The organism is Arthrobacter sp. Y3224055, assembly GCF_059090825.1.
On sequence record NZ_JBNHGB010000004.1, the window covers coordinates 41,454 to 64,219 of the forward strand.

Annotated in this window: 18 protein-coding genes, 1 tRNA gene and 1 other RNA gene; 10 read left to right on the forward strand and 10 right to left on the reverse strand. The window is 69.0% G+C overall.

Translation table 11 applies throughout. The features are described 5' to 3' along the window. The first annotated feature begins 75 nt into the window (after positions 1–75). Positions 76–3,237 (forward strand): S8 family peptidase, encoded by a 3,162-nt coding sequence (locus AC5RTY_RS10780; protein ID WP_494139506.1) that lies wholly within the window; start codon positions 76–78, stop codon positions 3,235–3,237. 113 nt (positions 3,238–3,350) lie between these two features. Here the strand turns inward: AC5RTY_RS10780 and AC5RTY_RS10785 are convergent, their stop codons facing one another. Further along, on the reverse strand, positions 3,351–3,815 hold the full coding sequence (locus AC5RTY_RS10785; protein ID WP_494075871.1) for a MarR family winged helix-turn-helix transcriptional regulator: 465 nt from the start codon (positions 3,813–3,815) through the stop codon (positions 3,351–3,353). 91 nt (positions 3,816–3,906) lie between these two features. On the opposite strand from AC5RTY_RS10785, the gene AC5RTY_RS10790 reads away from it, so the two are divergent. Further along, positions 3,907–4,119, forward strand: a complete 213-nt coding sequence (locus AC5RTY_RS10790; RefSeq protein WP_494024553.1) for a hypothetical protein — start codon at positions 3,907–3,909, stop codon at positions 4,117–4,119. Between the two features lie 74 nt (positions 4,120–4,193). Beyond that, positions 4,194–4,406, forward strand: a complete 213-nt coding sequence (locus tag AC5RTY_RS10795) for a hypothetical protein (RefSeq protein WP_494002063.1) — start codon at positions 4,194–4,196, stop codon at positions 4,404–4,406. Between the two features lie 113 nt (positions 4,407–4,519). On the opposite strand, the gene AC5RTY_RS10800 is transcribed toward AC5RTY_RS10795, so the two are convergent. The 5 genes from AC5RTY_RS10800 to AC5RTY_RS10820 form a co-directional block, all read right to left on the reverse strand. Beyond that, positions 4,520–5,809 (reverse strand): aspartate kinase, encoded by a 1,290-nt coding sequence (locus AC5RTY_RS10800; RefSeq protein WP_494002064.1) that lies wholly within the window; start codon positions 5,807–5,809, stop codon positions 4,520–4,522. 240 nt (positions 5,810–6,049) lie between these two features. Continuing rightward, positions 6,050–6,646, reverse strand: coding sequence for a recombination mediator RecR (recR, locus tag AC5RTY_RS10805; RefSeq protein ID WP_494002065.1), 597 nt, complete (start codon positions 6,644–6,646; stop codon positions 6,050–6,052). A 24-nt stretch (positions 6,647–6,670) separates the two neighbouring features. Then, positions 6,671–10,318, reverse strand: a complete 3,648-nt coding sequence (locus tag AC5RTY_RS10810) for a DNA polymerase III subunit gamma and tau (protein ID WP_494139507.1) — start codon at positions 10,316–10,318, stop codon at positions 6,671–6,673. A gap of 75 nt (positions 10,319–10,393) precedes the next feature. Next, an RNA gene (gene ffs / locus AC5RTY_RS10815) (signal recognition particle sRNA small type) lies at positions 10,394–10,489 on the reverse strand. 35 nt (positions 10,490–10,524) lie between these two features. After that, positions 10,525–11,538 carry a hypothetical protein gene (locus tag AC5RTY_RS10820; protein WP_494110221.1) on the reverse strand — a complete coding sequence of 338 codons (1,014 nt, stop codon included), beginning with the start codon at positions 11,536–11,538 and terminating at the stop codon, positions 10,525–10,527. A 315-nt stretch (positions 11,539–11,853) separates the two neighbouring features. On the opposite strand from AC5RTY_RS10820, the gene AC5RTY_RS10825 reads away from it, so the two are divergent. After that, a tRNA-Ser gene (locus AC5RTY_RS10825) sits at positions 11,854–11,941 on the forward strand. Positions 11,942–12,213: 272 nt separating this feature from the next. Here AC5RTY_RS10825 and AC5RTY_RS10830 read toward each other — a convergent pair. The 3 genes from AC5RTY_RS10830 to AC5RTY_RS10840 form a co-directional block, all read right to left on the reverse strand. Further along, entirely contained in the window at positions 12,214–13,128 is a 915-nt protein-coding gene (locus AC5RTY_RS10830) for an oxygenase MpaB family protein (protein WP_494139616.1), read from the reverse strand. A gap of 195 nt (positions 13,129–13,323) precedes the next feature. Then, positions 13,324–14,355: an isopenicillin N synthase family dioxygenase gene (locus tag AC5RTY_RS10835; protein ID WP_494013261.1), complete on the reverse strand. Its 1,032-nt coding sequence runs from the start codon at positions 14,353–14,355 to the stop codon at positions 13,324–13,326. A gap of 269 nt (positions 14,356–14,624) precedes the next feature. Continuing rightward, positions 14,625–15,536, reverse strand: coding sequence for a Cof-type HAD-IIB family hydrolase (locus tag AC5RTY_RS10840; RefSeq protein ID WP_494013260.1), 912 nt, complete (start codon positions 15,534–15,536; stop codon positions 14,625–14,627). A 112-nt stretch (positions 15,537–15,648) separates the two neighbouring features. Here AC5RTY_RS10840 and AC5RTY_RS10845 point away from each other — a divergent pair, with 112 nt between their 5' ends. From AC5RTY_RS10845 to AC5RTY_RS10865, 5 genes are all read left to right on the forward strand, one after another. After that, complete coding sequence (locus AC5RTY_RS10845; RefSeq protein WP_494075866.1) at positions 15,649–16,365, forward strand: DUF4352 domain-containing protein; 717 nt, start codon at positions 15,649–15,651, stop codon at positions 16,363–16,365. After that, a complete protein-coding gene (locus tag AC5RTY_RS10850) occupies positions 16,358–17,905 on the forward strand; it encodes a cupredoxin domain-containing protein (RefSeq protein ID WP_494139508.1) in 1,548 nt (515 codons plus the stop codon). Before AC5RTY_RS10845 ends, AC5RTY_RS10850 begins: the two co-directional genes overlap by 8 nt. Next, entirely contained in the window at positions 17,905–19,413 is a 1,509-nt protein-coding gene (locus AC5RTY_RS10855; protein WP_494139509.1) for a multicopper oxidase domain-containing protein, read from the forward strand. The genes AC5RTY_RS10850 and AC5RTY_RS10855 overlap by 1 nt, the downstream gene beginning before the upstream one ends. A gap of 139 nt (positions 19,414–19,552) precedes the next feature. Continuing rightward, positions 19,553–19,852 (forward strand): type II toxin-antitoxin system VapB family antitoxin, encoded by a 300-nt coding sequence (locus AC5RTY_RS10860; RefSeq protein ID WP_493977152.1) that lies wholly within the window; start codon positions 19,553–19,555, stop codon positions 19,850–19,852. Then, positions 19,845–20,522, forward strand: coding sequence for a LytR C-terminal domain-containing protein (locus tag AC5RTY_RS10865; protein WP_494024809.1), 678 nt, complete (start codon positions 19,845–19,847; stop codon positions 20,520–20,522). Before AC5RTY_RS10860 ends, AC5RTY_RS10865 begins: the two co-directional genes overlap by 8 nt. A gap of 123 nt (positions 20,523–20,645) precedes the next feature. Here AC5RTY_RS10865 and AC5RTY_RS10870 read toward each other — a convergent pair whose 3' ends face one another. Then, entirely contained in the window at positions 20,646–21,836 is a 1,191-nt protein-coding gene (locus AC5RTY_RS10870; RefSeq protein WP_494024808.1) for an MFS transporter, read from the reverse strand. A 246-nt stretch (positions 21,837–22,082) separates the two neighbouring features. On the opposite strand from AC5RTY_RS10870, the gene AC5RTY_RS10875 reads away from it, so the two are divergent. Then, positions 22,083–22,724: a dihydrofolate reductase family protein gene (locus tag AC5RTY_RS10875; RefSeq protein WP_494024807.1), complete on the forward strand. Its 642-nt coding sequence runs from the start codon at positions 22,083–22,085 to the stop codon at positions 22,722–22,724. The last annotated feature ends 42 nt before the right edge of the window (positions 22,725–22,766 follow it).

The following is a 22,766-nucleotide window of genomic DNA, read 5'->3' on the forward strand; positions in this document are numbered from 1 at the left end:
CAGGATAGGCATTCGGCTGCGTCTGCGGGCCGACCAAAGCGGTCGCGCCCACCGGATGAAAGGCATTTCCTTCTCATGACACAGCAAAGCAGCAGCTTTGTGCACCGGCAGGGATTGCGCTCTGCCGCGGCACTCGCACTGGGGATACCGCTGATCCTCTCCGGGCTCGCCGGCCCGGCGGCGGCCGCACCCGCCGACCTCGCCCGCACCATCACCTCGAATCCGGACGGGCAGCAGGCCGTCTACGAGGACGGCCGCTACATCGTGATGCTCTCCGGCGATCCGCTGGCCACCTATGAGGGCGGCGTGTCCGGCATCGCGGCAACGAAGCCCGCGCCGGGCGAAAAGCTGAACGGAAACAGCGCCCACGCCAAGAAGTACCGGGCACACCTGCAGGAGCAGCAGAACGACGTCGCCGCCTCCCAGGGCGTCAAGATCGGGAAGAGCTTCACGACGGCGGTGAACGGCTTCGCGGCAGAGCTGACCGGGCTGCAGGCGGCCGAGCTGGCCAAGAAGCCGGGCGTGGCGGCGGTGGCTCCGGACGAGCAGCACCACCCGGACTACTCCAGCACCGATTTCCTGGACCTGCCCGGCGGCAACGGCGTCTGGGCCGAACAGTATGGCGGCGCACAAAACGCCGGCAAGGGAACCGTGGTCGGCGTGATCGACACCGGCTACTACCCGGACAGCGACTTCCTGGCCGGCGAGGAGGTCAAGCCGCTGACCGGCAAGGCCAAGGTCGGCGAACCCTACCTGACGCCGGACGGCAAGATCGCCATGCTCAAGGCAGACGGCAGCACCTTCCTGGGCGAATGCCAGCCGGGCCAGGAAGGCTCCGGCTTCGACGGCACCGAATGCAATTCCAAGGTGCTCAGCGCCCGCTACTACGCCGACGACTTCCTGGCCTATGTGCCGCCGGAAGACCGGCATCCGCAGGAGTCCATCTCCCCGCTGGACATCGCCAGCCACGGCACCCACACCGCCACCACGGCCGCCGGCAACAGCGGCGTGACGCAGACCGTTGACGGCCGCGACTTTGGCACCGGCAACGGCGTGGCCCCGGCCGCCAAGGTCGCCGTCTACAAGATCTGCTGGGAGGACAACGACGACGCCACCGGCGGCTGCTACACCTCGGCCTCCGTGTCCGCGATCGAGCAGGCCATCCTCGACGGCGTCGACGTGCTGAACTACTCCATCTCCGGCAACAACAACTCCGTCCTGGACCCGGTGTCGGTGGCGTTCCTGAGCGCGGCCGAGGTGGGCGTTTTCGTTTCCGCCTCCGCCGGCAACGCGGGTCCGGCTCCCGCCACCGTCAACCACAGCGCGCCCTGGGTGACCACTGTGGCCGCCAGCACATTCTCCAACGAACTGCAGGGCACCGTGGAACTCTCGGACGGCACCAAGTACCGCGGCACGTCCATCATGAACCGCGAGGTTCCGCAGACGGCGCTGATCCTTTCCGCGCAGGCCGGTGCGGCCGGCGCCACCGGTGACGAAGCACGCTTGTGCTACCCCGGCAAGCTTGATCCGGCCAAGGTCGAAGGCAAGATCGTCATCTGCGACCGCGGCGTGATCGCCCGCGCGGACAAATCGGTCGCCGTCGAGCAGGCCGGCGGTGTCGGCATGGTGCTCGTCAACGTGACCCCCGGGTCGCTCGACCTGGACCTGCATGCCGTCCCCACCGTGCACATCGACGACCCGTCCATCAAGGACAAGGTCGCCGCGGACCCGTCGCTGACCGCGGCGCTGCGCGACCGTGACACCACGGGGCTGCCGCAGAGCCCGGTCCCGCAGGTTGCCGAGTTCTCCTCGCGCGGTCCGTCCACGGCGGTGGACTCGAACCTGCTGAAGCCGGACGTCGCGGCCCCCGGCGTGAACGTCCTCGCCGGAGTTTCCCCGGTGGTTAGCGGCGAGACCAGCGGCTTCATGTCCGGCACCTCGATGGCCGCGCCGCACGTAGCCGGCCTCGGCGCGCTGCTGCTGGCCAAGAACCCCAAGTGGTCCCCGGCCACCGTGAAGTCGGCGATGATGACCACCGCCGGCGACCTGGTCACGGAAGACGGCTCGGTGAACGAAGACCGCTTCGCCACCGGCGCCGGCCACGTGGATACCGCCCGGATGGGCGATCCCGGGCTGGCCTACGACGCCGATATCAACGACTGGCTCGGCTTCATCCAAGGCACAGGCCTGGACCTGGGCCTGAAGAAGCGGGACACCGTCGAGTCCAAGGACATCAACGTGCCGTCGTTTGCCCTCGGGAAGCTGGCTGGCAAGGTCACCGTGGAGCGCACGCTCACCGCCCTGAAGCCCGGCACCTACTCGGCTGACGTAGACCTGCCGGGCGTGAACGTGAAGGTCTCGCCCGCCAAGTTGACCTTCAAGAAGGCCGGCCAGGAACGCACGTTCAAGGTCACCTTCGAGAACGCGGATGCCCCGCTGGATCAGTTCACCATGGGTGAGCTGGTCTGGACGGAAGAGGGCAAGGGCGCCGGCGGGCAGCACTCGGTTGCGTCGCCCATCGCCGTCCGGCCGGTCACCGCGGTGGCCCCCGCCAGCGTGGCGTTCGCTTCCGACGGCGGCGACGGCACCGGCACGATCGAGGTCACCTCGGGCACCAACTCGCCGATCGACCTCGCGGTCGAGGGCCTGGCCAAGGCCAACGCCACCGCTGTGGAGAAGGTCCCCGGCCAGCCCGCCGTGATCGGTTCCAACGGCAGCACCGGATACGCGCCGCAGGCGGTCCCGGCAGGTGCCACGCTGGCGCAGTTCTCCATCACCGCGGCCGACCCGGGGGCAGACTGGGATCTGTATGTCTACACCCCCGCCGGCACCGTGATCTCGGCGGCCACGGCGTCGGCGAGCGAGTCCCTGGCGATCAACAATCCTGCGCCGGGCACGTACTACGCCATCGCGCACCTGTACAGCAGCCCGGACGGCAAGGCCAGCAAGGGGACCATCGACACGGTGGCGCTGAGCGGTGACGCCGGCAACCTAACGGTCAGCCCGGATCCGCTGCAGCTGGCCAACGGCGAGACCGGCACGGTGACCGCCGCCTGGTCCGGCCTGGCGGCCGGCAGCTGGGTAGGCCTGGTCAAATTCGGCGATGGCGCGGCCACGGCGGTGACGGTCAATGTCTCCGGCAACGGCGCCGCGGCGCAGGCACCGGCAGCTGAAGGTACGGCCGTGATAGTCGACGGCAGTGCCTCGGAGCAGCCCGGGCAGCGCTCCGGTCGCTAACGGCGCCGGCGGCCCCGGCCGCTGACAGCACCTGAACAAGCGGGAGGGTAGCCGGTGGACACAACCACCGGCCACCCTCCCGCGGCATCTTCCGGCGGCTTCGTGCGTTGGCGCTAGTCCTTGGCTTCCCGTGCGGCCTTGATCAGCGCATGCATCGAGGCGTTCAGTTCGCGCAACTGCTCGCGTTCAAGACCCAGGCGCGCCAGCATGGTTCCGGGCACGGCCAGTGCCTCCTCCCGCAGCGCCTGGCCGGCAGCGGTCAGCCCCACGGCCAGCGCCCGCTCGTTGCCTTCCACCCGCCCCCGGGTCACCAGGCCGGCCTGCTCCAGCCGCTTGAGCATGGGAGACAGGGTGGCGGGTTCCTGCTGCAGCGCCTCGGACAGGTCCTTGACCATCCGCGGGCTCTGCTCCCAGAGAGCGAGCATCATCAGGTATTGCGGATGCGTGAGGCCCAGCTTCTCCAGCACCGGCTTGTAGGAGGCCACCACGCTGCGCGACGCCACCGACAGCGCAAAGCACAGCTGGTGCTCCAGCAGCAGGTCGTCCGTCGTCCCCGCCGTCGCCGTCACGGCCACCACTCTCCATCAGTTCGTGCGCTAATTGTTCGTGCCCTATTATGGGGTTGAATGCCCGCAGAGTCTACCGGGCACCGGAAGAAGGATCACGCCCATGACCGAGAAGAAGTCCCGCGTCAACGCGTTCATGCGGGCGACCGGCAAGTTCCGCATCGTCTTCGGCCCGGCCCAGAAGAGCGGCGTGGACCATCCCATGACCGACGAGAACAAGGCCCTGCTCAAGCAGCGCGAGGCCGAAGCGTCGCAGTGGGAAACGGTCACCCGGGCGGACGGCAGCACTTACATCGTTCCGAAGAAGCCGGCCTAGCCCCGCCCTGTTCTTCCGTACCGGGCCTCGTTAAACTGATGCCACGGATTCTTCTGAGCAAGAAGGTGATTCAGATGGCTGGAAATCGGCGTTTCATGGACCGCTTCATGCGAGCCACGGAGAAGGCGGCGAAGGTCTGGGGCCCTGCCGATCGCATCGAAGCCGACACCCCGGTGGTGCACCGGCACGACGCGGCGGAGAAAGCGGCGGAGGAACAACTGGCCGAGATCGAAGTGGAGCGCGGTCCCGGCCACGCCTACGCCTACCGCAAGCCGCGCAAGGCCTGACACGCGACGAGGCCGCGCAGGCCCGGCACATGACCAGGCCGCGCAGGGCCTGACACACGGAGAGGGGCTGTCAGCCAACTGCTGACAGCCCCTCTCCGGTTCGGCCTGCGGCGTCAGCGGCCGGTGCCGCCGTAAACCGTGGCTTCCTCATCGGTGTCCAGGTCGAATGCCGCGTGGACCGCGCGGACCGCCGTGTCCAGCAGATCGGCGTGCGTGACAATCGAGATGCGGATCTCGGAGGTGGAGATCATGTCCACGTTCACGCCGGCCTTGTGCAGGGCTTCGAAGAACTTGTAGGAGACGCCGGGATTGGAGCGCATGCCCGCCCCGATCAGCGAGAGCTTTCCGACGTTTTCGTTGTAGAGAATGCCCTCGAAGCCCACCACGTCCTGGGCCGCGTTGAGTGCCTCCAGGGCTTCCTTGCCCTCCACCATGGGCAGCGTGAAGGAGATGTCCGTCTTGCCGGTCCCGCGGGTGGAGATGTTCTGCACGATCATGTCAATGTTTGAGTGCGCGCCGGCGACGATGCCGAAGATCTCCGCGGCCTTGCCGGGGATGTCGGGCACGCCCAGGATGGTGACCTTGGCTTCGGAGCGGTCGTGGGCAACGCCGGAGATGATGGGCTGTTCCAAGGGTTCTCCCTCTTGAATCTTGATCTTGTCGTCGGGGTTGGGCAGTACCCAGGTTCCCTCGTTCGTGCTGAAGGACGAGCGCACGTGCAGCTTCACGCCGAAGCGGCGGGCGTACTCGACGCAGCGCAGGTGCAGGATCTTCGAGCCGGAGGCCGCCATTTCCAGCATCTCCTCGCTGGAGATGGCGTCGATCTTGCGGGCGGTGTGCACCACCCGCGGATCGGCGGTGTAGATGCCGTCCACGTCAGTGTAGATCTCGCAGACGTCGGCGCCCAGTGCCGCCGCCAGCGCCACCGCGGTGGTGTCCGAACCGCCGCGGCCCAGCGTGGTGATGTCGTTGCTCTCCCGGCTGATGCCCTGGAAGCCGGCGACAATGGCGATCTCGCCCTTTTCGATGGTCGTCATCACCCGGTGCGGCGAGACGTCGATAATCCGCGCCCTGCCGTGGATGGCGTCGGTGACCATGCCGGCCTGGCTGCCGGTGAAGGACTGGGCCCTGGAGCCGAATTCCTGGATGGCCATGGCCAGCAGCGACATCGAGATGCGTTCGCCGGCGGACAACAGCATGTCCATTTCGCGGGCACTGCTGCTGCTGGAGGAGACCTGGTTGGCCAGATCCAGCAGTTCGTCGGTGGTGTCTCCCATGGCGGACACGACGACGACAACCTGGTTGCCGGCGGCCTGGGTGTCGACCACGCGTTGTGCCACGCGTTTGATCCCCTCCGCGTCCGATACTGAGGAACCGCCAAACTTCTGCACTATCAGGCTCATGTGTTCTCTAAACAACTCCTGGGTTGGGGCCCGGACCGCGGCCGCCAGGGCGCGCATGCGGGCTCATGGATTTGCTGCCACGCATCCCGGCTGCGCACCGCGCGGCAACCGCCATTCTAGCGCCGTAGTGGTGAGGGCGGAGAATGCGGCGGGCAGTATGACCGGCCAGGGTAATAACGACGACGGTGCCGGGCCAGGCGCCCGACGCCGCCACTCACGCGTGGCTGGGCCGCCGGTTTGCTACGTGAGCATGCGGCGGCCTTCAAAGGCGCGGCCCAGCGTAACTTCGTCCGCGTACTCGAGGTCGCCTCCCACCGGCAGGCCGGACGCCAACCGGCTGACGGGAATGCCGATGGTCTTGAGCATCCGGCCCAGGTAGGTCGCCGTCGCCTCGCCTTCAAGGTTCGGATCGGTGGCGATGATGATTTCCTCGATCTGTCCGTCCGAGAGGCGGCCGAGCAGCTCGCGGATGCGCAGTTGCTCCGGACCGACGCCGCCGATCGGATTGATGGCGCCGCCGAGCACGTGGTAGCGGCCCTTGAAGGACCGGGTGCGCTCGATCGCTATGACGTCCTTGGACTCTTCCACCACGCAGATGGCCGTCGGATCCCGGCGCGGGTCGCGGCAAATGTTGCAGGTGTCCTGTTCGGAGACGTTCCCGCAGATGGAGCAGAACTTCACCCGCTCCTTGACGTGGGTAACGGCGTCAACGAGCCGCTTCATGTCGGCCGGATCGGACTCCAAGATGTGGAACGCGATGCGTTGGGCGGACTTCGGGCCGATTCCAGGCAAGCGGCCGAGCTCGTCGATCAGCTCCTGGACAGCACCTTCGTACACTGAACCTTCAATCTCCGCGAACGGTTAGGAACCGTCGAGGCTTCGTTCTTCGATCAGGCGTCCCCCGAGGAGCCTTTCAATGGCAGCGCGGCCCACCAGTCCGGAATCTTCGATGGCCTCGTCGTCTTCGCTGGGGATGTCCTCGACGTACTTCAAGTTTAGGTCACGGGCTGCCGGGGACGGCGCCGCGGCGGCCGATGTCGCCCGTGTGGCCTTCGCCTGATCCAGCAACTGCTGGTAGCGGCTGCGCTTTTGCCCGGGCATTTGCCGGTCCGGCGTCGTTTCCCATTCCTCGGCGGGTGGTTCATCGTTCGCGTACGGGATGTCGTCGTACGGAGAAGCCTGTGCCGGGGAGGAGGGGGCGGGAGTGCTTGGTGGTGCCGACAGGGCGCCGGCGGGCTTGCTGTTCGGTGGGGCGGCAGCCCCGGGGATCTCCCCTGCTGGAGAGGCAGGAGCTGCAGGAGCTGCTGGAGCTGCGGGGGCGGGGAAGCCGGCCAGCGCCGAGCCGGAGTGGTTCGAGGCCGATGGCGCACCGGCAGCGACGGGGACAGCGGTTGGAGCCCCCGGGGCCGCCATCCGCTCGGCCAGCTTCGCAAACACCGGCTTCTCCCCTGGCAGGGCAGGCGGCCGCTGGCCGTTGCCGGAGGCGCTGTTCGGCGATTCGGCCGACGGCGCTGACGCCGCGGTGGCCCCGGAGAAACCGCTGGGGGCTGATGCTCCTGACGCGGCGGAGGTAGCGCTGGGTGCGGAGGCGGCTGTGGGCGCCGAGAGGCTTGAGCCCGCGGACGGACTGCTGGAAGCTGAGGTGGCGCTGAGCGCCGACAGGCTTGAGTCCGCGGACATGCCGCTGGGGGCGGAGGCGGCTGTGGGTGCCGACAAGCTTGAGCCTGCGGACACCCCGCTTGTGGCTGAAAGGCCGGTGGACGCGGAGACCCCGCTGGGGGCAGACGGACCGGAAACGGCCGAGGCAGGGGATACGCCGGATCCCCCCGACATCCCAAGACCACCGGGGAAGCCGGACGTTGCGAAGCCCGCCGACATCGCCGACCCGGCCGGTTCGGCCGGGGCAGCCGGCGTCGCCGGTTCAGCAGAAGACGGAGAAGGCGCCGAGCCCGAGCCGGCCATCCCGGCTGCGGCCTGTGCCGACTGCCGATGATCAGATTGCCCAACAACCGGTCCCGAAACCGGTGCGGGCGCACCTACCGTAGCGGTGTTGGCGGGCCAACCTCCGTCTGCCGGCTGCGGCCGGCTAGTAGGTACTTTTGGGTTTGACTCACCCGCTGTCACCGACGCGTCTTCGACGGTTTGAATCTGCAAGTCGATCCCGAGCACTTGCTGGATGGCCTGGCGCACGTTGTCCGCGTGGTCGCCGTTGTTAAAGTTGGTGGCGGACCCCTGGTTCTTGAAGCCGAGCGTCAGCGCCGTGCCGTCGAGGCTGAGCGGCGAGGCATTCGTGCTGACGTTCATCCACGTCACCTTGCGGATGCCGCTGAGCGTGTTCAGGATCTCCGGCCAGGCGCGGCGGATCATCTCGATCTGCCCGGACGCCTGCGGGCCGGGCTGGCCCTGGCGCGGAGCCTGCGCCCGTGGCGCGGCCTGTTCCGGGCGCGCGGGAGACTGTTGTGCCGAAGCCTGCGCCTGCGGTGCAACCGGTTCCGGTCGTGCCGGCGGCTGGTGGGCCGGGGCCGGGACCTGCGCCTGTGGTGTCACCGGTTCCGGGCGGGCCGGAGCCTGCGGTGCTGCCGGTGCCTGCCGCTGCGGTCCGCGCTGCTGCGCCGGGGGCTGGCCCTGTGCCTGCGGCCGCTCGTTGGCTGCCGCTACCGGCGCCGCCGTGTTCCGGGGAGATTGAGCCGGCTGGCCCGATCCACGGGCCTGGTCTCCGGCCGGCTGAGCGGGGCGCGGTGCTTCGGTTGCCGGAGCCGGCTCCGGCATGGCGCCCCAGGTGCCACCCCAGTCGGCCGCGCTTTCGCCGGAGGAGCCGGCAGCAGCGTTCTGCTGGCCGGCCGCATCAGAGGGGACCTGCACGCCGGCGTCCTGCCTGCTGCCGTCCCGCGGATTCCCGAACACCGACGACGGGACGGTCGGACGGCTGGAATCCATGGCGGATGCCGGAGCGGAAGGCGGCTGGGCGGAAGACGCCTGGGCCTCGGCTGCGGCCGCGACGCCGTTCCCATCCGGAGATCCGGAGGTTTCCGCCGTCGCAGGTGCCGTACCCGCGGAAGCGGCGGGAGCTCCGCCGTCGTGCTGTTGGGCAGGCAGGCCTGAGGGCCGGGAGTTGTTGGCGGCGGGGGCGGCGGGACCCTGCTGGTCTTCGCGGGGCCAGTCGGTGGTGCTCACCCGCGGGGGAGTGAGGCGCTCGGCGTCCGGGCGGGCGGGCTCGGCCTTCTGCGCGTTGGCTCCCCGGAGCGCGGCACGCGCGGCTTCGGGCCCGGAGAGCGGGGGCTCCGAGGCGGCGTGCACGGCGGGCGCTTGCGGCTGGCCGGCTGCCGGTGATGAAACCGGGGCCCCGCCGTAGCTGAGCCGGCGCTCGATCCGGTCCACCCGAGCCGCGACGCCCTGCTCGCCCTGGTCGGCGGCGGGCAGCAGGATCCGCGCGCACAGCAGTTCGAGGTGCAGGCGCGGGGAGGTGGCGCCGGTCATCTCGGTCAGCGCCTGGTTGGTGATGTCCGCGGCCCGGGAAAGCTCGGACGCGCCCAGCTGGTTGGCCTGGGTCTGCATCCGGGCGATCTGGTCTTCCGGGACGCCGCGCAGGATCGAGTGGGCGCTTTCCGGCATGGCGCGCACGATGATCAGGTCGCGGAAGCGCTCGAGCAGGTCCTCGACGAAGCGGCGCGGATCGTGGCCGGTCTGCACCACGCGGTCCACGGCGCTGAACACGGTGGACGCGTCACCCGCGGCGAAGGCGTCGACGACGTCGTCCAGCAGGGAGGCGTGCGTGTAGCCGAGCAGGGAAACGGCCAACTCATAGTCCAGCCCGTCCGGTCCGGCGCCGGCCATCAACTGGTCCAGCACGGAGAGCGAGTCACGGACCGAGCCGCCGCCGGCCCGGATCACGAGCGAGAGGACGCCCGGGGCCACCGGAACGTTCTCCTGCCGGCACAGCAATTCCAGGTACTGCATCAGCGGTTCCGGCGGGACCAGCCGGAAAGGATAGTGGTGGGTCCGGGAGCGGATGGTGCCGATGACCTTGTCCGGCTCCGTGGTGGCGAAGATGAACTTGATGTGTTCCGGCGGCTCTTCGACGATCTTGAGCAGGGCATTGAAGCCGGCCGACGTGACCATGTGGGCCTCGTCGATGATGAAGATCTTGTAGCGGTCGCGCACCGGGGCGAAGGTGGCCCGCTCGCGCAGGTCGCGGGCGTCGTCCACGCCGCCGTGGGACGCGGCGTCGATCTCGATGACGTCGAGGCTGCCGGGGCCGCCGCGGCCGAGCTCGACGCAGGAGTCGCAGGTGCCGCAAGGGGTGGGGGTGGGGCCCTCCGCGCAGTTCAGGCAGCGGGCCAGGATGCGGGCCGAGGTGGTCTTGCCGCAGCCGCGCGGGCCGGAGAACAGGTACGCGTGGTTGACGCGGTTCTTCTGCAGCGCCGCCATCAGCGGATGGGTGACGTGTTCCTGCCCGATAACGTCCGCGAAAGTGTCCGGGCGGTAGCGACGGTAAAGGGCTGTACTCACGATCAAACCCTATCGGTTGAAACTGGGCCGGTGCACGCCGGAGCGGCCGGGCTGGGGATAGGCAGCATGGGGGTAAGTAAAGACCCCTCATGCACCTGACAGAGCCCGCTTACCCTTGCTACCTTCCGGTCCTGGGGGAGTTCACAGGATGACACCGCATGAGGGGCCGACGAACAGTCTACCTGACGTCGGACGGCGGCCCGAAATCAGGCGCCCGGACTCGTCGGGGCACCGGCTGCGGCGTCGGGAGCGGCGTCGGGGGCATCCCACCAGCGCAGCACGCGGGAGCACCGCAGCGTGGCCCAGCGGCCGATGTCCTCTGCCGTCCAGCGGAACCACATCCGCCCCGGATACGGGCGGTACCCGCCCCAGTTGCCCGGGCTGCGTCGTCCGTGGGCCACTACTTTGATGGCGGGCGACATCCGGTCATCGTGCGGGCAGCCCTCGGCGCGAAAGTACTCGAGGCCGCGCAGGATGTCGTAGTGCCACTGCGGCGGGAACCGGAACTGGGACAGCGAAGGATGCGCCACTGCCCCGGTCCGGTGTGACCGGTAGAGCGAATGCATCAGCAGGAATTCGCGGCCGCGTGCCTCGGCGACGTCCACCTTGATCGAGCCGCCGCTGTGCCGGTAGGCAGCCAGCGCCTCCAGGGTGCTGATGGTGGTGTGGAACGAGGCGTGCTTGGTCGGTGAGCTGTGGGGCTCGCAGTTCCAACCGCCGTCGTCCAGTTCCTCGGCCAGCAGCCACGACACTGCCTTGTCGATCCGTGGATCGCCGCCGAGTCGCTGGCCCAGCTCGGAGCCGACCAGCACGGCCATGGCGGTGACGCAGTTCTCGGCCCGGTCCTGGTGCCGGCCGTAGGTCAGCCCGCCGTCGAAGTACTCTGCCCCGTCCAGCAGCCTCCGACAGCCGGCCACGGCCTGCGGGTGCCCCGGGGCGAGTCCGAGCCAATGCAGCAGCAGCAGGGTGAACATGGTGGAGGTCCATTTGGGGTTGTAGAGGCCGCCGCCCCAGCTGCCGTCCGAATCCTGCGCCTCGAGCAGCAGGGCACCCCAGCCGGAGTCGGCGATTTGGGCTTGCGCGGCCGCCACTTCGCCTTCGGGCGCGTCGCAGAGATCGCGCAGGGTCTGGAACCGGATTGACGCATCCCCGGCCAGCAGCCAGTCCACAATGCGTGCCGGTGGCACGCTGCCTACCGCTGACTCTGTACCGGTGGCCATGTTGTTTAGTCCCCTTAGAAAAGGGGCTGCCCCCAGCCCCTCACCTCACCCATGGCGTAAGTTTGCCACTGCCGGTCGCAGCCTTCCAGAGCTAAACGGCGGTGTTACCCGCGCGGTCTCGGATTCGATTTTCGGGCCCGCCTCGGTGCCGGTGGTGACCGTTTCCGGACGGGGCCAAGAGGCCCAATGTCAGCCCAGGGAGGCGTGCGACCGAGGTCCTTGTACTCCCGTACCCAGCTCCCTGCACTCCTGCTCGATTCGGCACATGGGGCCGCTTTCGGGTACTCTGGTATCTGCTCTTGTGAGCAAGCATCTGGAGGATTCGCCTAGCGGCCTATGGCGCACGCCTGGAACGCGTGTTGGGTTCACGCCCTCGGGGGTTCAAATCCCCCATCCTCCGCCAGACCCAGCGGCCCCGATCTGCACTGCAGACCGGGGCCGCTGGCGTTAAAAGCGCGCGCCGGTCGTTGCTGCGCAGGTTAGGGCAGGGCCGGTCGCTCATGCGCAGCGCGCGGGCGGCCGACGGAGTCGTAGCGGCGAGCAGCCGCGGATCGGTCAGCATCTGCCCATGTATAGCCCTAACTTCCCACGTTTCGGAGAACCAAAAAGCCCCTGACCTGCGGGTTTGTTCAAGGGCCCGTTTGAAACATGGGAAGTTATTACCAGGGTCCTTCGTCAGGCCTGCTGCCCGAGCCGGGCGAGTCGGCGGCGGGCAGCGGCTTCGCTCGGCCCGGTCTTGCTCAGCCCCAGCCGGACGACGCCTAGGACGAGCCGGGTGGCGGGCTTGATGAGGACCCGCAGCGGCAGGTGAGTGGTCGGGCGCAGCCCCAGCAGGCGGCGGTGCTCCTCGGGCAGCGTTTCCACGGCGGCGGCGAACAGGATGCGGTAACCCAGTCGTTGCGAGCGGGGCAGCGGCGGCCGCCTGACAAACGCGACCGTCTCCTCCATCGTGGGCGATGAGGCGAGCTCCGGGGCGAAGCCGGCCAGCTGGGCGCGCAGTTCCGCGTAAGTGCGGGGCGGGTCCGAGACATGCATGAGCTCGCCCGCCTTCGCCCATTCGGCCACATAGCGGTCCGGTCCACCCGGCAGCCCGCGGCCGTAGGCAAGGTGCGCGGTGACGAAGGCGTCCGTGAAGGTCAGGTGCACCCACCGCAACAGGTGGGGGTCGTTGGCAAAGTACGGTTGCTGTCCGCCGGCCGAGTCGGTGTAGGTTCCGCGGACGCGTTCATGGAGGCGCAACACCAGGTCGCAGGCGGAGCGTGCCGCAGCAGTGTCGCCGTACGTGACGGTGAAAATCCACCGGATGGTATTGGCGAGGCGCCCCAGCGGATCATCGCGGTAGGCGGAGAAGTCATGCACGCCGGCCAGCGCGCCGGGATGCAGCGTCTGCGTGAGTAGCGAACGGATGCCGGCAACGAGCGTGGGCATCGAGCCGTGAACCGCCCAAACGGCCGAATCGGGCGCGAAGTAGCCCGCGTCGTCGCCGTTCTCCAGGTCCAGCTCCCACTGCGGGATTGTGTCGCTCTGCCCGGAAAACGTGCCTCGCAGTTCGTCGCGCCAGCGGGTCAGGATGTTGCCCACACAGCCCATTATGGGCGAGCGGGAAGGGCCGCGCACCGGGTTGCGCCGAGCCTGCATCGAGAAGAATGGTGTGTGCGACGCCGAACGTCGCACACACCATGGCAGCATCTGAGGCCAGGAGGCCAGGAGGCCAGGAGGCCAGGAGGCCAGGAGGCCAGGAACCGGCGGCCCGGAGCCCCCGGCACCCCCGGCGACCTACCGCGCCTACTTCTTGGCGAGCAGCTCCGGATAGAACTTCTCGGTCACGTCCGGGTGGGCGCGCAGCCGGCCCTTGAGCATGTTGGCGCCGAAGCTGGAGAGCATCGGGTTGGTGGGGTCGTCGGTGCGGCCGCGGGACTCGGCCTTGAGCTCGTCTGGCAGCGGGACCGGGTCGATCACGGCATCCAGGCGCGGGGACCAGAAGAACGGCACCGAGTAGCGGTCCACGCCGGGCGGCGGAGCCTGCACGCGGTGGACGGTGGCGGTGATGTAGCCGTCAGTGGCGACCTCGAGCATTTCGCCCAGGTTCACCACCAGAGCACCCTCGATCGGCTCGACCGGCAGCCACTCATCGGACTCCGGCGGCCGCACCTCGAGCCCGCCCACCATGTCCTGCAGCAGCAGGGTGACGAAGCCGTAGTCGGCGTGCACGCCCACGCCCTGGTCGCCGGCTTCCTCCACCACGCCGCCCACGTAGTGCACCAGCTTGCCCATCCAGTGCGGGGTGCCGGCGAACGGCTCGTCGAAGTAGTCTTCCGGCAGGCCCAGCCCGACGCCGATGGCCGAGAGCAGGTCATGGCCCACCGTGGACATCAGCTCGGCCCAGGCCATGGCCTTCTCGCGCAGGTCCGGCTGCACGGCGTCCGGCCACTGGTTCGGACCGCGGAGCAGCCAGTATTTCTGGTCCTCGGGGTAGTCGGTGACCGGCTCGCTCTCGGGCGAGTAGTCCAGCTGCTCGCGGGCATCGGCGCGGCCCTGGGTCCGCTCGGTGCCCATGCGGGTGTAGCCGCGGAAATGCGGGGAGTTCCGGTTGTCCAGCTTCAGCCGCTCTTCCAGCGGCAGGTCAAAGAAGCGCTTCATCGCGTCGAAGAGCTCCGCTACCTGGCCCTCAGCCGCGCCGTAACCGGTGATCTGGAAGAACCCGACGCGGTGCGCGGCGTCGCGCAACTGGTCGATGAAGACCGGGTTGAAGCTGCCGTCCGCAAGGCGGGCGGTGCTCATGTCGAGTACTGGAATGCTCCCCTGAAGTGCGTTCATGGAAGGCAGACTAGCACCGGGCCCGGAGTCAATTGTTACGGACGTTACGTTTTGCTGCGGAGGCTGAGTTTCGCTTGACTCGCGAAGGGAATCGGCGTGGAATGCGCCCCGTATTTCGCCGTGTTACGGCCCGACGGCGGGCGCGGCCGACGCGGGAGGACCCTCGGGCCGACTCGGGGAGCCCCCTACCCGGTTCGGGAAGAGCCCCTACCCGGCTCGGGGAGCCCCTACCCGGCTCGCGCACCCCTACGCCCGCCCGGCAGGAGCCGCTACAACGTTTGCGCTATCGCCGCCCACGTCCGCAGGAACGCCGCGCCGGCCTCTTCGTGCACGGCCCTCGGGAAGCCCAGGTGCGCCGCGGTCAGCACCGGGTACGGCTTCTGCGGGACCCCGTCGTCGGGGCGGACGTCCACGTGCAGCACCGCGTGCCCGTTGTGGTGCAGCAGGTCGGACATCGCGTAGTCGGTGCGCGAATCGCCCATCGTCCGCCACGCGTGCGGCACCACGCCGTCCGCGGCCAGCATTTCCAGCGCCCGCTCGGCGCCCAGGTCCTTGCCCAGCTGCACCGACTCGATGTCGGTGGCGATGATGTTCGGGTCCACCCGGTAGTCGATTTGGTCGTCGCTGTCCGGCAGGTGCTGGTCCAAGCGAGTGGCACCCATGCCGAACCGGGACATCAAGGCCAGGACCTCGGCGTCGAACTTTTCCTGCACCTGGCGGTACTCCCGGTTTTCCGTTCCCACCACCTGCTCCACGGAGACCATGGCGCGCTTGGTTTCGTCGAAGAACATGTGGCTTGAATAGCCGGAGCGGACCAGCTCGCGCACCTCGGCGGCGAACTCCTGCGGCGGAGCCAGCGCATGGTCCACATGGATCGTGCCCGGGCCGGCCGCCGTGAAGCTGAACCAGACGGCGCCCTTTTCGCACACCGCGTAGCAGCGCACCTCCGGCGGCATCCCGGCGGCCAGCATCGGCTCCATCACCTGCTCTTTGATGAACTGGTCCGACCGTCCGGTGTTGAACACGATCGGCCAGCCGCGTTTGGCCATCACGAGCAGCGAGTGGATGATCTCCGCCGGCACGGTTCGGGTCACCGTCGATGAAAGCGGGCCGTCGACGTCCAGCAGCAGGCCGATGGGCGGCTGCTCCGGGCGGGCAGGGAGACCGGCTGTGAGGCTCATGGTCCCAGTATGACGGGGCGGCAGGGCCGTTCGCATCCCACCAGTTTTTCCCAAGCCCGCCCGGCAAGGATGGGTGCCTACAGGTTTGGGGGAGCGGGAAAGCGGTAAGGCAATGACGACGCTCTATGGGGATAGCGCGGTCGTGCCGGGGCCGGACAGCAGCGCGAGCCTGCCGTCCGGTCTCTCGCGGCGTGTTTTTGGGGTACTTGTTGGGGCCGGCATCGCCGGCGTGGCGGGGGGCGCGGGCCTGCTCACGGCCAGCCACCTGCAGGCCGGCACGGTCGGGGCGGGAGGCGTGCAGACGTCGTTCGGGAGCGTGCGGCTGGTGTCCGCGGAGCGCCAGCATCGGTTGGCGTACGACGGCGGTGTCCCCGCCACGGGCGCGGAGACCTCCGCTGCTGCGGGGCCGCCTACGGGCGGCGGTGCGGAAGGCCGGGGGAGTGCCGCGGGTGGAGCCGGGCACGCCGGACACGGCCCCATCATGGCCGTGGCGCCACAGCCGGCGAACATGACGTGGGGCGACCACCTGCTGGTGGAGCTGGAGGTGCGGAACGCTTCGGAGGACGCGGTGCTGTTCGCTCCCGGGCAGCTGCGGCTGAGGGTCGGCGACGGCGGTCCGACGGTGACCAACCGGGACTCCGGGGAGGCCGTGGCGCTGGCAGCTTGGAGCACCGAGCGCTTCTGGATCAGCTTCCTGGTGCCGGCGGACACGCAGCGCTTGTCGGCGGAGTTTACGGATCCGTGGCTGCACGCGGCGCCGCTGCGGCTCGAACTGCCGCGGGTGGCGTTCAGACCCGGCTGGCTGGACGAGGGCGGACATGATGGTTGAGCACGTTCCGGAGCCGGACCACGGCCGCACGATCAGCGCAGCCTCGGGTAGTTCTGCGTTGGGCAGCGCTGCCTTGGATACGACCGGCACTGAAGGCGCGGAGCCCCGGCGGCCAAAGGACTCCCAGGAGACACCCGCCGTCGGGCGCTGGAACTTCCTGAGGTACGGGGCCGCCGCCGGGATCGGCGCGCTGGCCCTGGGCGGGGTGGGCGGACTGGGCGGCGCGGCATCGGCCCAGGCGACCGTGGCTGGGCGGAGGAGCCCCGCCCAGTCCGTCGCCACCGGAACCCGGCCCTCCGCCGTCGTGCCCGTCCCCGGCGTGCTGGACCTCTACATCAACGAGGGCTACCTGAAGATGGTGGACGACTCGCTCGTTTACCACCGCGGTTTCGGCGACCGGCCCACCGGCCTGCGGGACGCCTCGCCGAGCCTGGCCGTGGCGCCCAAGGTGTTTACCGCCGACGGGCGGCTGGTGGAGTCGCGGAGCTATCCGCTGGGGGCGGCGCTGCCGCCGCGCGGCACCCCGCAGCCGTACGGCCCGGACCCGGCGAACCCCGGACAGTACTTCATCCGCCGCAACCACTGGGCCAGCTACTTCCCCGCGCGCACCATCATCGCGGAGGTGGGTTCGACGCTCCGCTTCCGGGTGCACAACCGGCTGGCCAGGGACCATGAGTTTGTCCTGCACGACGTCGGGCCGGGCCACGAGGACGCGCGGACCGGTCCGATTGCGCCGGGCGGGAGCGCACTGCTGGAGCTGCCGTGCCCGCCGGCCGGCTCGTACATCTACAGCGACCCGAGCAACGCGCCGGTCGAGCGGACCCTCGGGCTCTTCGGCGCGCTGGTGGTGATGGATCCGGTGCACCAGTGGGACATTACGCCCGGCCGGGCCAGCTTCGAACGGCAGTGGGTGTGGATCTGCCACGCGGTGGAGTCGAACTGGGCGGCCATCGAGGCCGCTGGCGGCACCGTCGACCCGCTGCAGACCAAGGCGGTGCCGCGGTACTTCACGCTCAACGGGCGCAGCGGCTACGAGTCGCTGGCCATGACCCGGAACGAGGCGCTCAACCTGGCCAGCGACGAGGAAACCCTGGTCTCCGGGTATCCGCGGCAGCTCGATGTGCGCCAGTTCGGCGAGGGCACCACGGCCGGCACCCTCCGCGGCGGCCAGCTGGTGCGGCTTATCAACCCCGGAATCGTGTACCACCAGATCCACTTCCACGGGAACCACCTGTGGACCGTGCGGCGGAACAACTACCACTGGCCGCGGCGCGAGGGGTACGTGGACAAGCAGGGCCACGTGGTGCTGCAGCAGTGGGAGGACGTGGTGGAGCTGCAACCTATGGACCGGAAGGACTGCATCATCCCGGTCAAGCGGCCGCCGGATGCCCTCGATCCGGTCTGGTACGCGCGGACCAGCGACTGGGAGTACCCGATGCACTGCCACGCCGAGCCCTCGCAAACTGCCGCCGGCGGCCTGTATCCGGGCGGGCTGGTGGCTCATTGGAACCTGAAGGCACCGCTTCCCGGGGAGGGATGATGAGCAATCAGAGAGTGCCCCTGCGCTCCGGCAACCGCACGGCCGCGCAACGGGCCGAAGAGCAACGCAAGCGGGCCGAGGCTGAGCGGAAGCAGGAGGAAGCTGCCCGTCGGCGCGAGGAGGACCGGAAAAAGGGCAAGAAGAAGGACGACGACGATCGCACGGGCGGGGGCGGGACCAAACCCACGTCGACGCCGAAGCCCACCGCGACGCCGCGACCCACTGCGACGGCGAAACCCACTTCGACGGCGGCGCCCACGGCTGAGCCGACCGCCTCGCCCACCGCCGCACCGGCGCCGTCCCCCACGGGCGAGCCCACGGAGGCACCGACGTCGTCCCCCACCGGGGAACCGACCCAACCCGCGCAGCCGACGCCGAGCCCGAGCCCCACTGACGACGACGGCCGCCCGCGCCACCGCTTTCGGAGCCAGGTGGACTTCAGCTCCGACCAGTTGGATCTGGACCGCCCGGTCACGGAATTCCGGCAGACGCCGCATTCGTCCGTCTACCTGGAGGTCTTCAACCGGGACCTGCGTTTCGACGACGGAGCCGTGTTCGAGATGTGGAGCTTTGACTCGCGCGAGTCAGGCCGCGGTTTTCCCGGCCCGTTGATCCGGCCGTTGGAAGGGCAGATCTTCCACGCCACCGTGCATCCCTCGATGGGGCCGCACACCATCCACTGGCACGGGCTGGAACCCGACCCGCGCAACGACGGGGTCGGCCATACGTCGTTCGAGATCGGCGGCACGTACACCTACCAGTGGGCGCCGGAGCCGGGACGGCCCGGAGATCCCAACTACGGCGCGGCTGGCACCTACTTCTATCACTGCCACGTCAACACCGTGCTGCACGCGCAGATGGGGATGTTTGGCCCCGTGATCGTGGATCCGGTGGTGCACCCCGACTACCCGGTGACGCCGGGAGCGCGGCGGGCGTTCGTGGACGGGCCGGAGTACGACGTCGACACCGAGTCCATTCTGATTCCGTATTCGCTGGATCCGCGGTGGCACGAAATGCACCATGCGGCCGGGCTCTCCGGCGAAGATGTGGGGCTGAACCGGTTCGAGCCCAAGCACTTCTACCTGATGGGCGGCGAGCTGGTTCGCCGGCGCTCGGGCGACAACCGGGTGTGGAGCCTGTCGGCGCTGCGGGCCAACGTGGCCGGCGGCGAGAAGAAGCCGACGCTGCTGCGCATCCTGAACGCCAATTACCTTCCCAACCGCATGTACTTCACGGCCGTGGACGGGGAGCCGGTGCGGATGGCCGAGCTGATCGCCCACGACGGCCGGCCGTTCCGTGACACCTCCGTGCCGGGGGCGCCCTCACCGACCTGCCGGGAGGCCGGATACCCGCTCATGACCGACGTGCTGGCCTTCGGCGCGGCCGAGCGGTACGACGTGATGTTGCATCCGCCGGAGCGGGGGGAGTACCGGCTGCGGGTCGAGTGGGAGGACTGGATCACCGGCGAGACGGTGGGCGTCCGCGAAGTGCCGATCACCGCGGCCTGACCGGCGGGAGGCAGCGGCCTGAAGCAGGCAGCAATAGCCCCGACGCGTGCGGCACACGGACCGTAACCTTTTGGCTACGGGTCCGCGGCACGCTGTGGCGCGCGTTTCCTTCGCGGGCCGACTTCCTTAGGCTGGGTTCGTGATCTTCAAAGCCGTGGGCGACAGCCGCCCCTACCCCGAACATGGCCACGTCAGCCCCAAGGATTGGGCCGAGGTGCCGCCGCGCCAAGTGCGCCTGGACGAGCTGATCACCACCAAGTCGACGCTTAACCTCGATGCCCTGCTGGCCGAGGACTCCACGTTCTTCGGGGATTTGTTCCCGCACGTGGTGCAGTGGCAGGGGAACCTTTATCTGGAAGACGGACTGCACCGCGCGGTCCGCACGGCGCTTCACCAGAGGGCCGTGCTGCATGCCCGGGTCCTGGTGGTCGATGACTGAACCCAGCATCCCGCCGCCACCCCGACGCAAGCCCAAGCAGATACTGAGCTGGCAGGGCCAGCGCGTCATCACCGAAGAGGATCTGGACCGCGTCTTCGTCGAGGACGGCAATGTGGAGAAGCCGCACAGTTACCAGCGGCGGATCCTGCATGGGGTGGTGTTGGTGCTGCTGGTCGGCCTGGTCATCGCCGCGGCGCTCGCGGCCCTGGCCGTCGCCCGCGGCGACCTGAAGGTTCCCGGCTGGGGCCCGCCGCCGCCCCCGGAGGCGGTCACCTGCCCGACCGGCACCTACGACTATCCGGACAACGGTTCGTTCCGGCTCAACGTTTACAACGGCACGCAGCTGGAGGGCCTGGGCAGCAAGGTGGCCGCGGCGTTGTCCGACCGCGGTTACGACATCGGTTCCGTCGGCAACAAGACCTTGAGCGTCTACGGGATGAGCGCCGTCGTCGTGTCCGGCAAGGCCGGCGAAGCCAACGCCTTCAATCTCCAACGGAATATTCCTGACTCGGAATACGTGGCCGACGACCGCGCCGATGACAGCGTGGACGTGGTGGTGGGCGCCGGCTACAAGGAACTCGTCCCGGCAAACCGGGTGGACCAGACGCCGGGGACGCTGAGCTGCCCGCGGCTGTCACCCACGCCCAGCGAAGCGGCGGAGCAGGAGTAGCGCTTCCAGCACGACGGCGGTGCCTGGCCCGGGTGCCCTCCGCACCGCCGCGACGCTCCGCCCGCGACCTTTGCCCGACGCACCGGCCGCTCCGCATCGCCGCGGCGCCGGGACGCCGCGCCCCTAGGTGCCGACGGCGCCGGCGGCACCCTTCCGGCGGCCGTGCACGAAGAAGTAGAGCAGGGTGGTCAGCACCATCACCACGGCCAGCAGGGCGTACATGCCCGGGTAGTCGAGAACCGGAACCAGCGTGCCCAGGAGGATGGGGCCGAGCCCGGAACCGAGGTCGAGCGCCAGGAAGAAGGTGGACGTGGCCGTGCCGATGCGCATGGCCGGCGACACCTTCACCGCAATCGCCTGCGCGCCGGACATGATGGTGCCGAAGCCGATGCCGCTGAAAATCGCTGAGCCGATGATGGTCAGGAGGGTGGGGTCCGGGATCAGCAGCGCCAACCCCAGCACGAAGGAGATCAGGGTGGGGTACATGACGCTGTTGTCGCCGCGGCGGTCCTGGATCCGGCCGGCGAACAGGCGGGAGACCAGCACCGCCCCCGCATAGACCAGGAAGAAGACGCTGGCCGCGGAGGTGGAGCCCCGCGACTCCGCGTAGGAGGTCAGGAAGATCAGGATGCCGGAGTAGGAAGTCCCGGCCAGCAGGATGATGCAGGAGATGGGCAGGGCCGCTGTCTCGAAAATATCGCTGAGGCTCATCCGGAACCGACCGGATCGCTTCGGGGCCGGCAGTTCCGGCACCCGCAGGAACAGGGCCACCACGAGGGCAACCACGGAGGCGGCGGCGCAGAAGTAAAACATCGCATCGTAGTTGCGCAGCCCCGCCAGCAGCACGCCGACGAAGGGGCCCACCGCCGTCGAGAGCGTGGTGGACAGGCCGAAGTACCCGGTTCCCTCGCCGCGCCGGGTGTGGGGGATGAGGGTCTGTGCCGAGGCAGCCACCGCGGTGGTGCCCGCGCCGAAGGCCATGCCGTGCACGATGCGCAGCACCAGCAGCCAGGTCAGTGAACCGGTGGGAATGTACAGCAGCGAGGCGGCCACGAACACGGCCATGGTCGCCAGGATCATCTTCCGGCGGCCGACGACGTCCAGCAGCCGGCCGGCGAAGATCCGCGCAATGACCGAACCGAGCACGAACGCGCTGGACGTGAAACCGGCGGCGGTGTCGGAGGCCTGGAATCGGTCCACGGCGTAGAGCGCCATCGTGGTCATCAGCATGTAGAAAACCAGGGAGATGAACAGGTTGACGACGATGGCCAGAATAAAGTTCTTGGTCCAGAGCCTCGTCGGTTGCTGATTCATCCCGCTATCGGTCCTCTCAATCGGGCCGAAGCGTCGGCCGGCCAATCAGTACATGCGCTGCACACGCCGATGGAACCGCAGTGTGCAGCCAGGGTGCTTCGCCGGTCGCCCAAGGGGACGGCGACCGCCACAGTTCAGGGAAGCGGACCTTCGCTCCGGGCGCCCGGGCGCCCGCAGCACCCTCAACAACCTATCGCTTCGGGAGTAACATGTCGGCCAAGCGCCGTGCAGAGCGAGGAGCGTGCGATGGGCGAGACAACTGCGCAGGCGCGATCTGCGAACCTGATGGTGGACCTGATCATCTCGCTGGACGGCTATGCCTCGGCCGTGGGCTGGCCCGGCTGGTGGGGGCTGGAGGGCCCGGAGTATCTGGCCTGGCTCGAGCAGGAGGGGGAGAAGGACTACACCTTCCTCCTGGGCGCGAACACCTACCGGCTGATGTCCGGCATGTCCGAGCAGGCCGCGGCCGGGTCCTCGGAATTCTCCGAAGATGAGGGCGCCAGCCTGACCGGGCTCGCCGCCGTGCCGAAGGTCGTCTTCTCCTCCACGCTGCAGGCGCCGCTGACCTGGCCGAACTCGGAACTCGTCACCGGGAATGCCGTCGCGGCCGTGGCTGAGATGAAACGCACCGGGACCGGGCAGCTCAGCACCCTAGGCAGCCTCAGCCTGTGCCGGTCGCTGCTGACCGCGGGCCTCGTGGACCGGTTCCGGCTGGTCGTCTTCCCCGTCATCACGGGCCGCACCGGCCGGGAACGGATCTACGACGGCTACCCGGACGTCGCGCTCGAGATGGTGGACAGCAGAACCTTCGACGGCCGGCTCCAGCTGCTTGAGTACGTCCCCACCGTGCTCGACGGCCCGCCCGGCAACGCGCAGGGCACAAGATAAGGCATAGGACACAGGAAAACCGGCGGGCCGCTTCGGGAAGCA

Excerpts from the sequence above, each read along its gene's own strand:
- AC5RTY_RS10830 (WP_494139616.1), bottom strand. The coding sequence starts at position 13,128 with ATGGGCTGTGTGGGCAACATCCTGACCCGCTGGCGCGACGAACTGCGA.
- AC5RTY_RS10780 (WP_494139506.1), top strand. The coding sequence starts at position 76 with ATGACACAGCAAAGCAGCAGCTTTGTGCACCGGCAGGGATTGCGCTCT.
- AC5RTY_RS10800 (WP_494002064.1), bottom strand. The coding sequence starts at position 5,809 with ATGAGCCTGATAGTGCAGAAGTTTGGCGGTTCCTCAGTATCGGACGCG.
- AC5RTY_RS10845 (WP_494075866.1), top strand. The coding sequence starts at position 15,649 with ATGACGACGCTCTATGGGGATAGCGCGGTCGTGCCGGGGCCGGACAGC.
- AC5RTY_RS10820 (WP_494110221.1), bottom strand. The coding sequence starts at position 11,538 with ATGGCCACCGGTACAGAGTCAGCGGTAGGCAGCGTGCCACCGGCACGC.
- AC5RTY_RS10865 (WP_494024809.1), top strand. The coding sequence starts at position 19,845 with ATGACTGAACCCAGCATCCCGCCGCCACCCCGACGCAAGCCCAAGCAG.
- AC5RTY_RS10875 (WP_494024807.1), top strand. The coding sequence starts at position 22,083 with ATGGGCGAGACAACTGCGCAGGCGCGATCTGCGAACCTGATGGTGGAC.
- AC5RTY_RS10790 (WP_494024553.1), top strand. The coding sequence starts at position 3,907 with ATGACCGAGAAGAAGTCCCGCGTCAACGCGTTCATGCGGGCGACCGGC.
- AC5RTY_RS10840 (WP_494013260.1), bottom strand. The coding sequence starts at position 15,536 with ATGAGCCTCACAGCCGGTCTCCCTGCCCGCCCGGAGCAGCCGCCCATC.
- AC5RTY_RS10795 (WP_494002063.1), top strand. The coding sequence starts at position 4,194 with ATGGCTGGAAATCGGCGTTTCATGGACCGCTTCATGCGAGCCACGGAG.
- AC5RTY_RS10835 (WP_494013261.1), bottom strand. The coding sequence starts at position 14,355 with ATGAACGCACTTCAGGGGAGCATTCCAGTACTCGACATGAGCACCGCC.
- AC5RTY_RS10850 (WP_494139508.1), top strand. The coding sequence starts at position 16,358 with ATGGTTGAGCACGTTCCGGAGCCGGACCACGGCCGCACGATCAGCGCA.
- AC5RTY_RS10855 (WP_494139509.1), top strand. The coding sequence starts at position 17,905 with ATGAGCAATCAGAGAGTGCCCCTGCGCTCCGGCAACCGCACGGCCGCG.
- AC5RTY_RS10870 (WP_494024808.1), bottom strand. The coding sequence starts at position 21,836 with ATGAATCAGCAACCGACGAGGCTCTGGACCAAGAACTTTATTCTGGCC.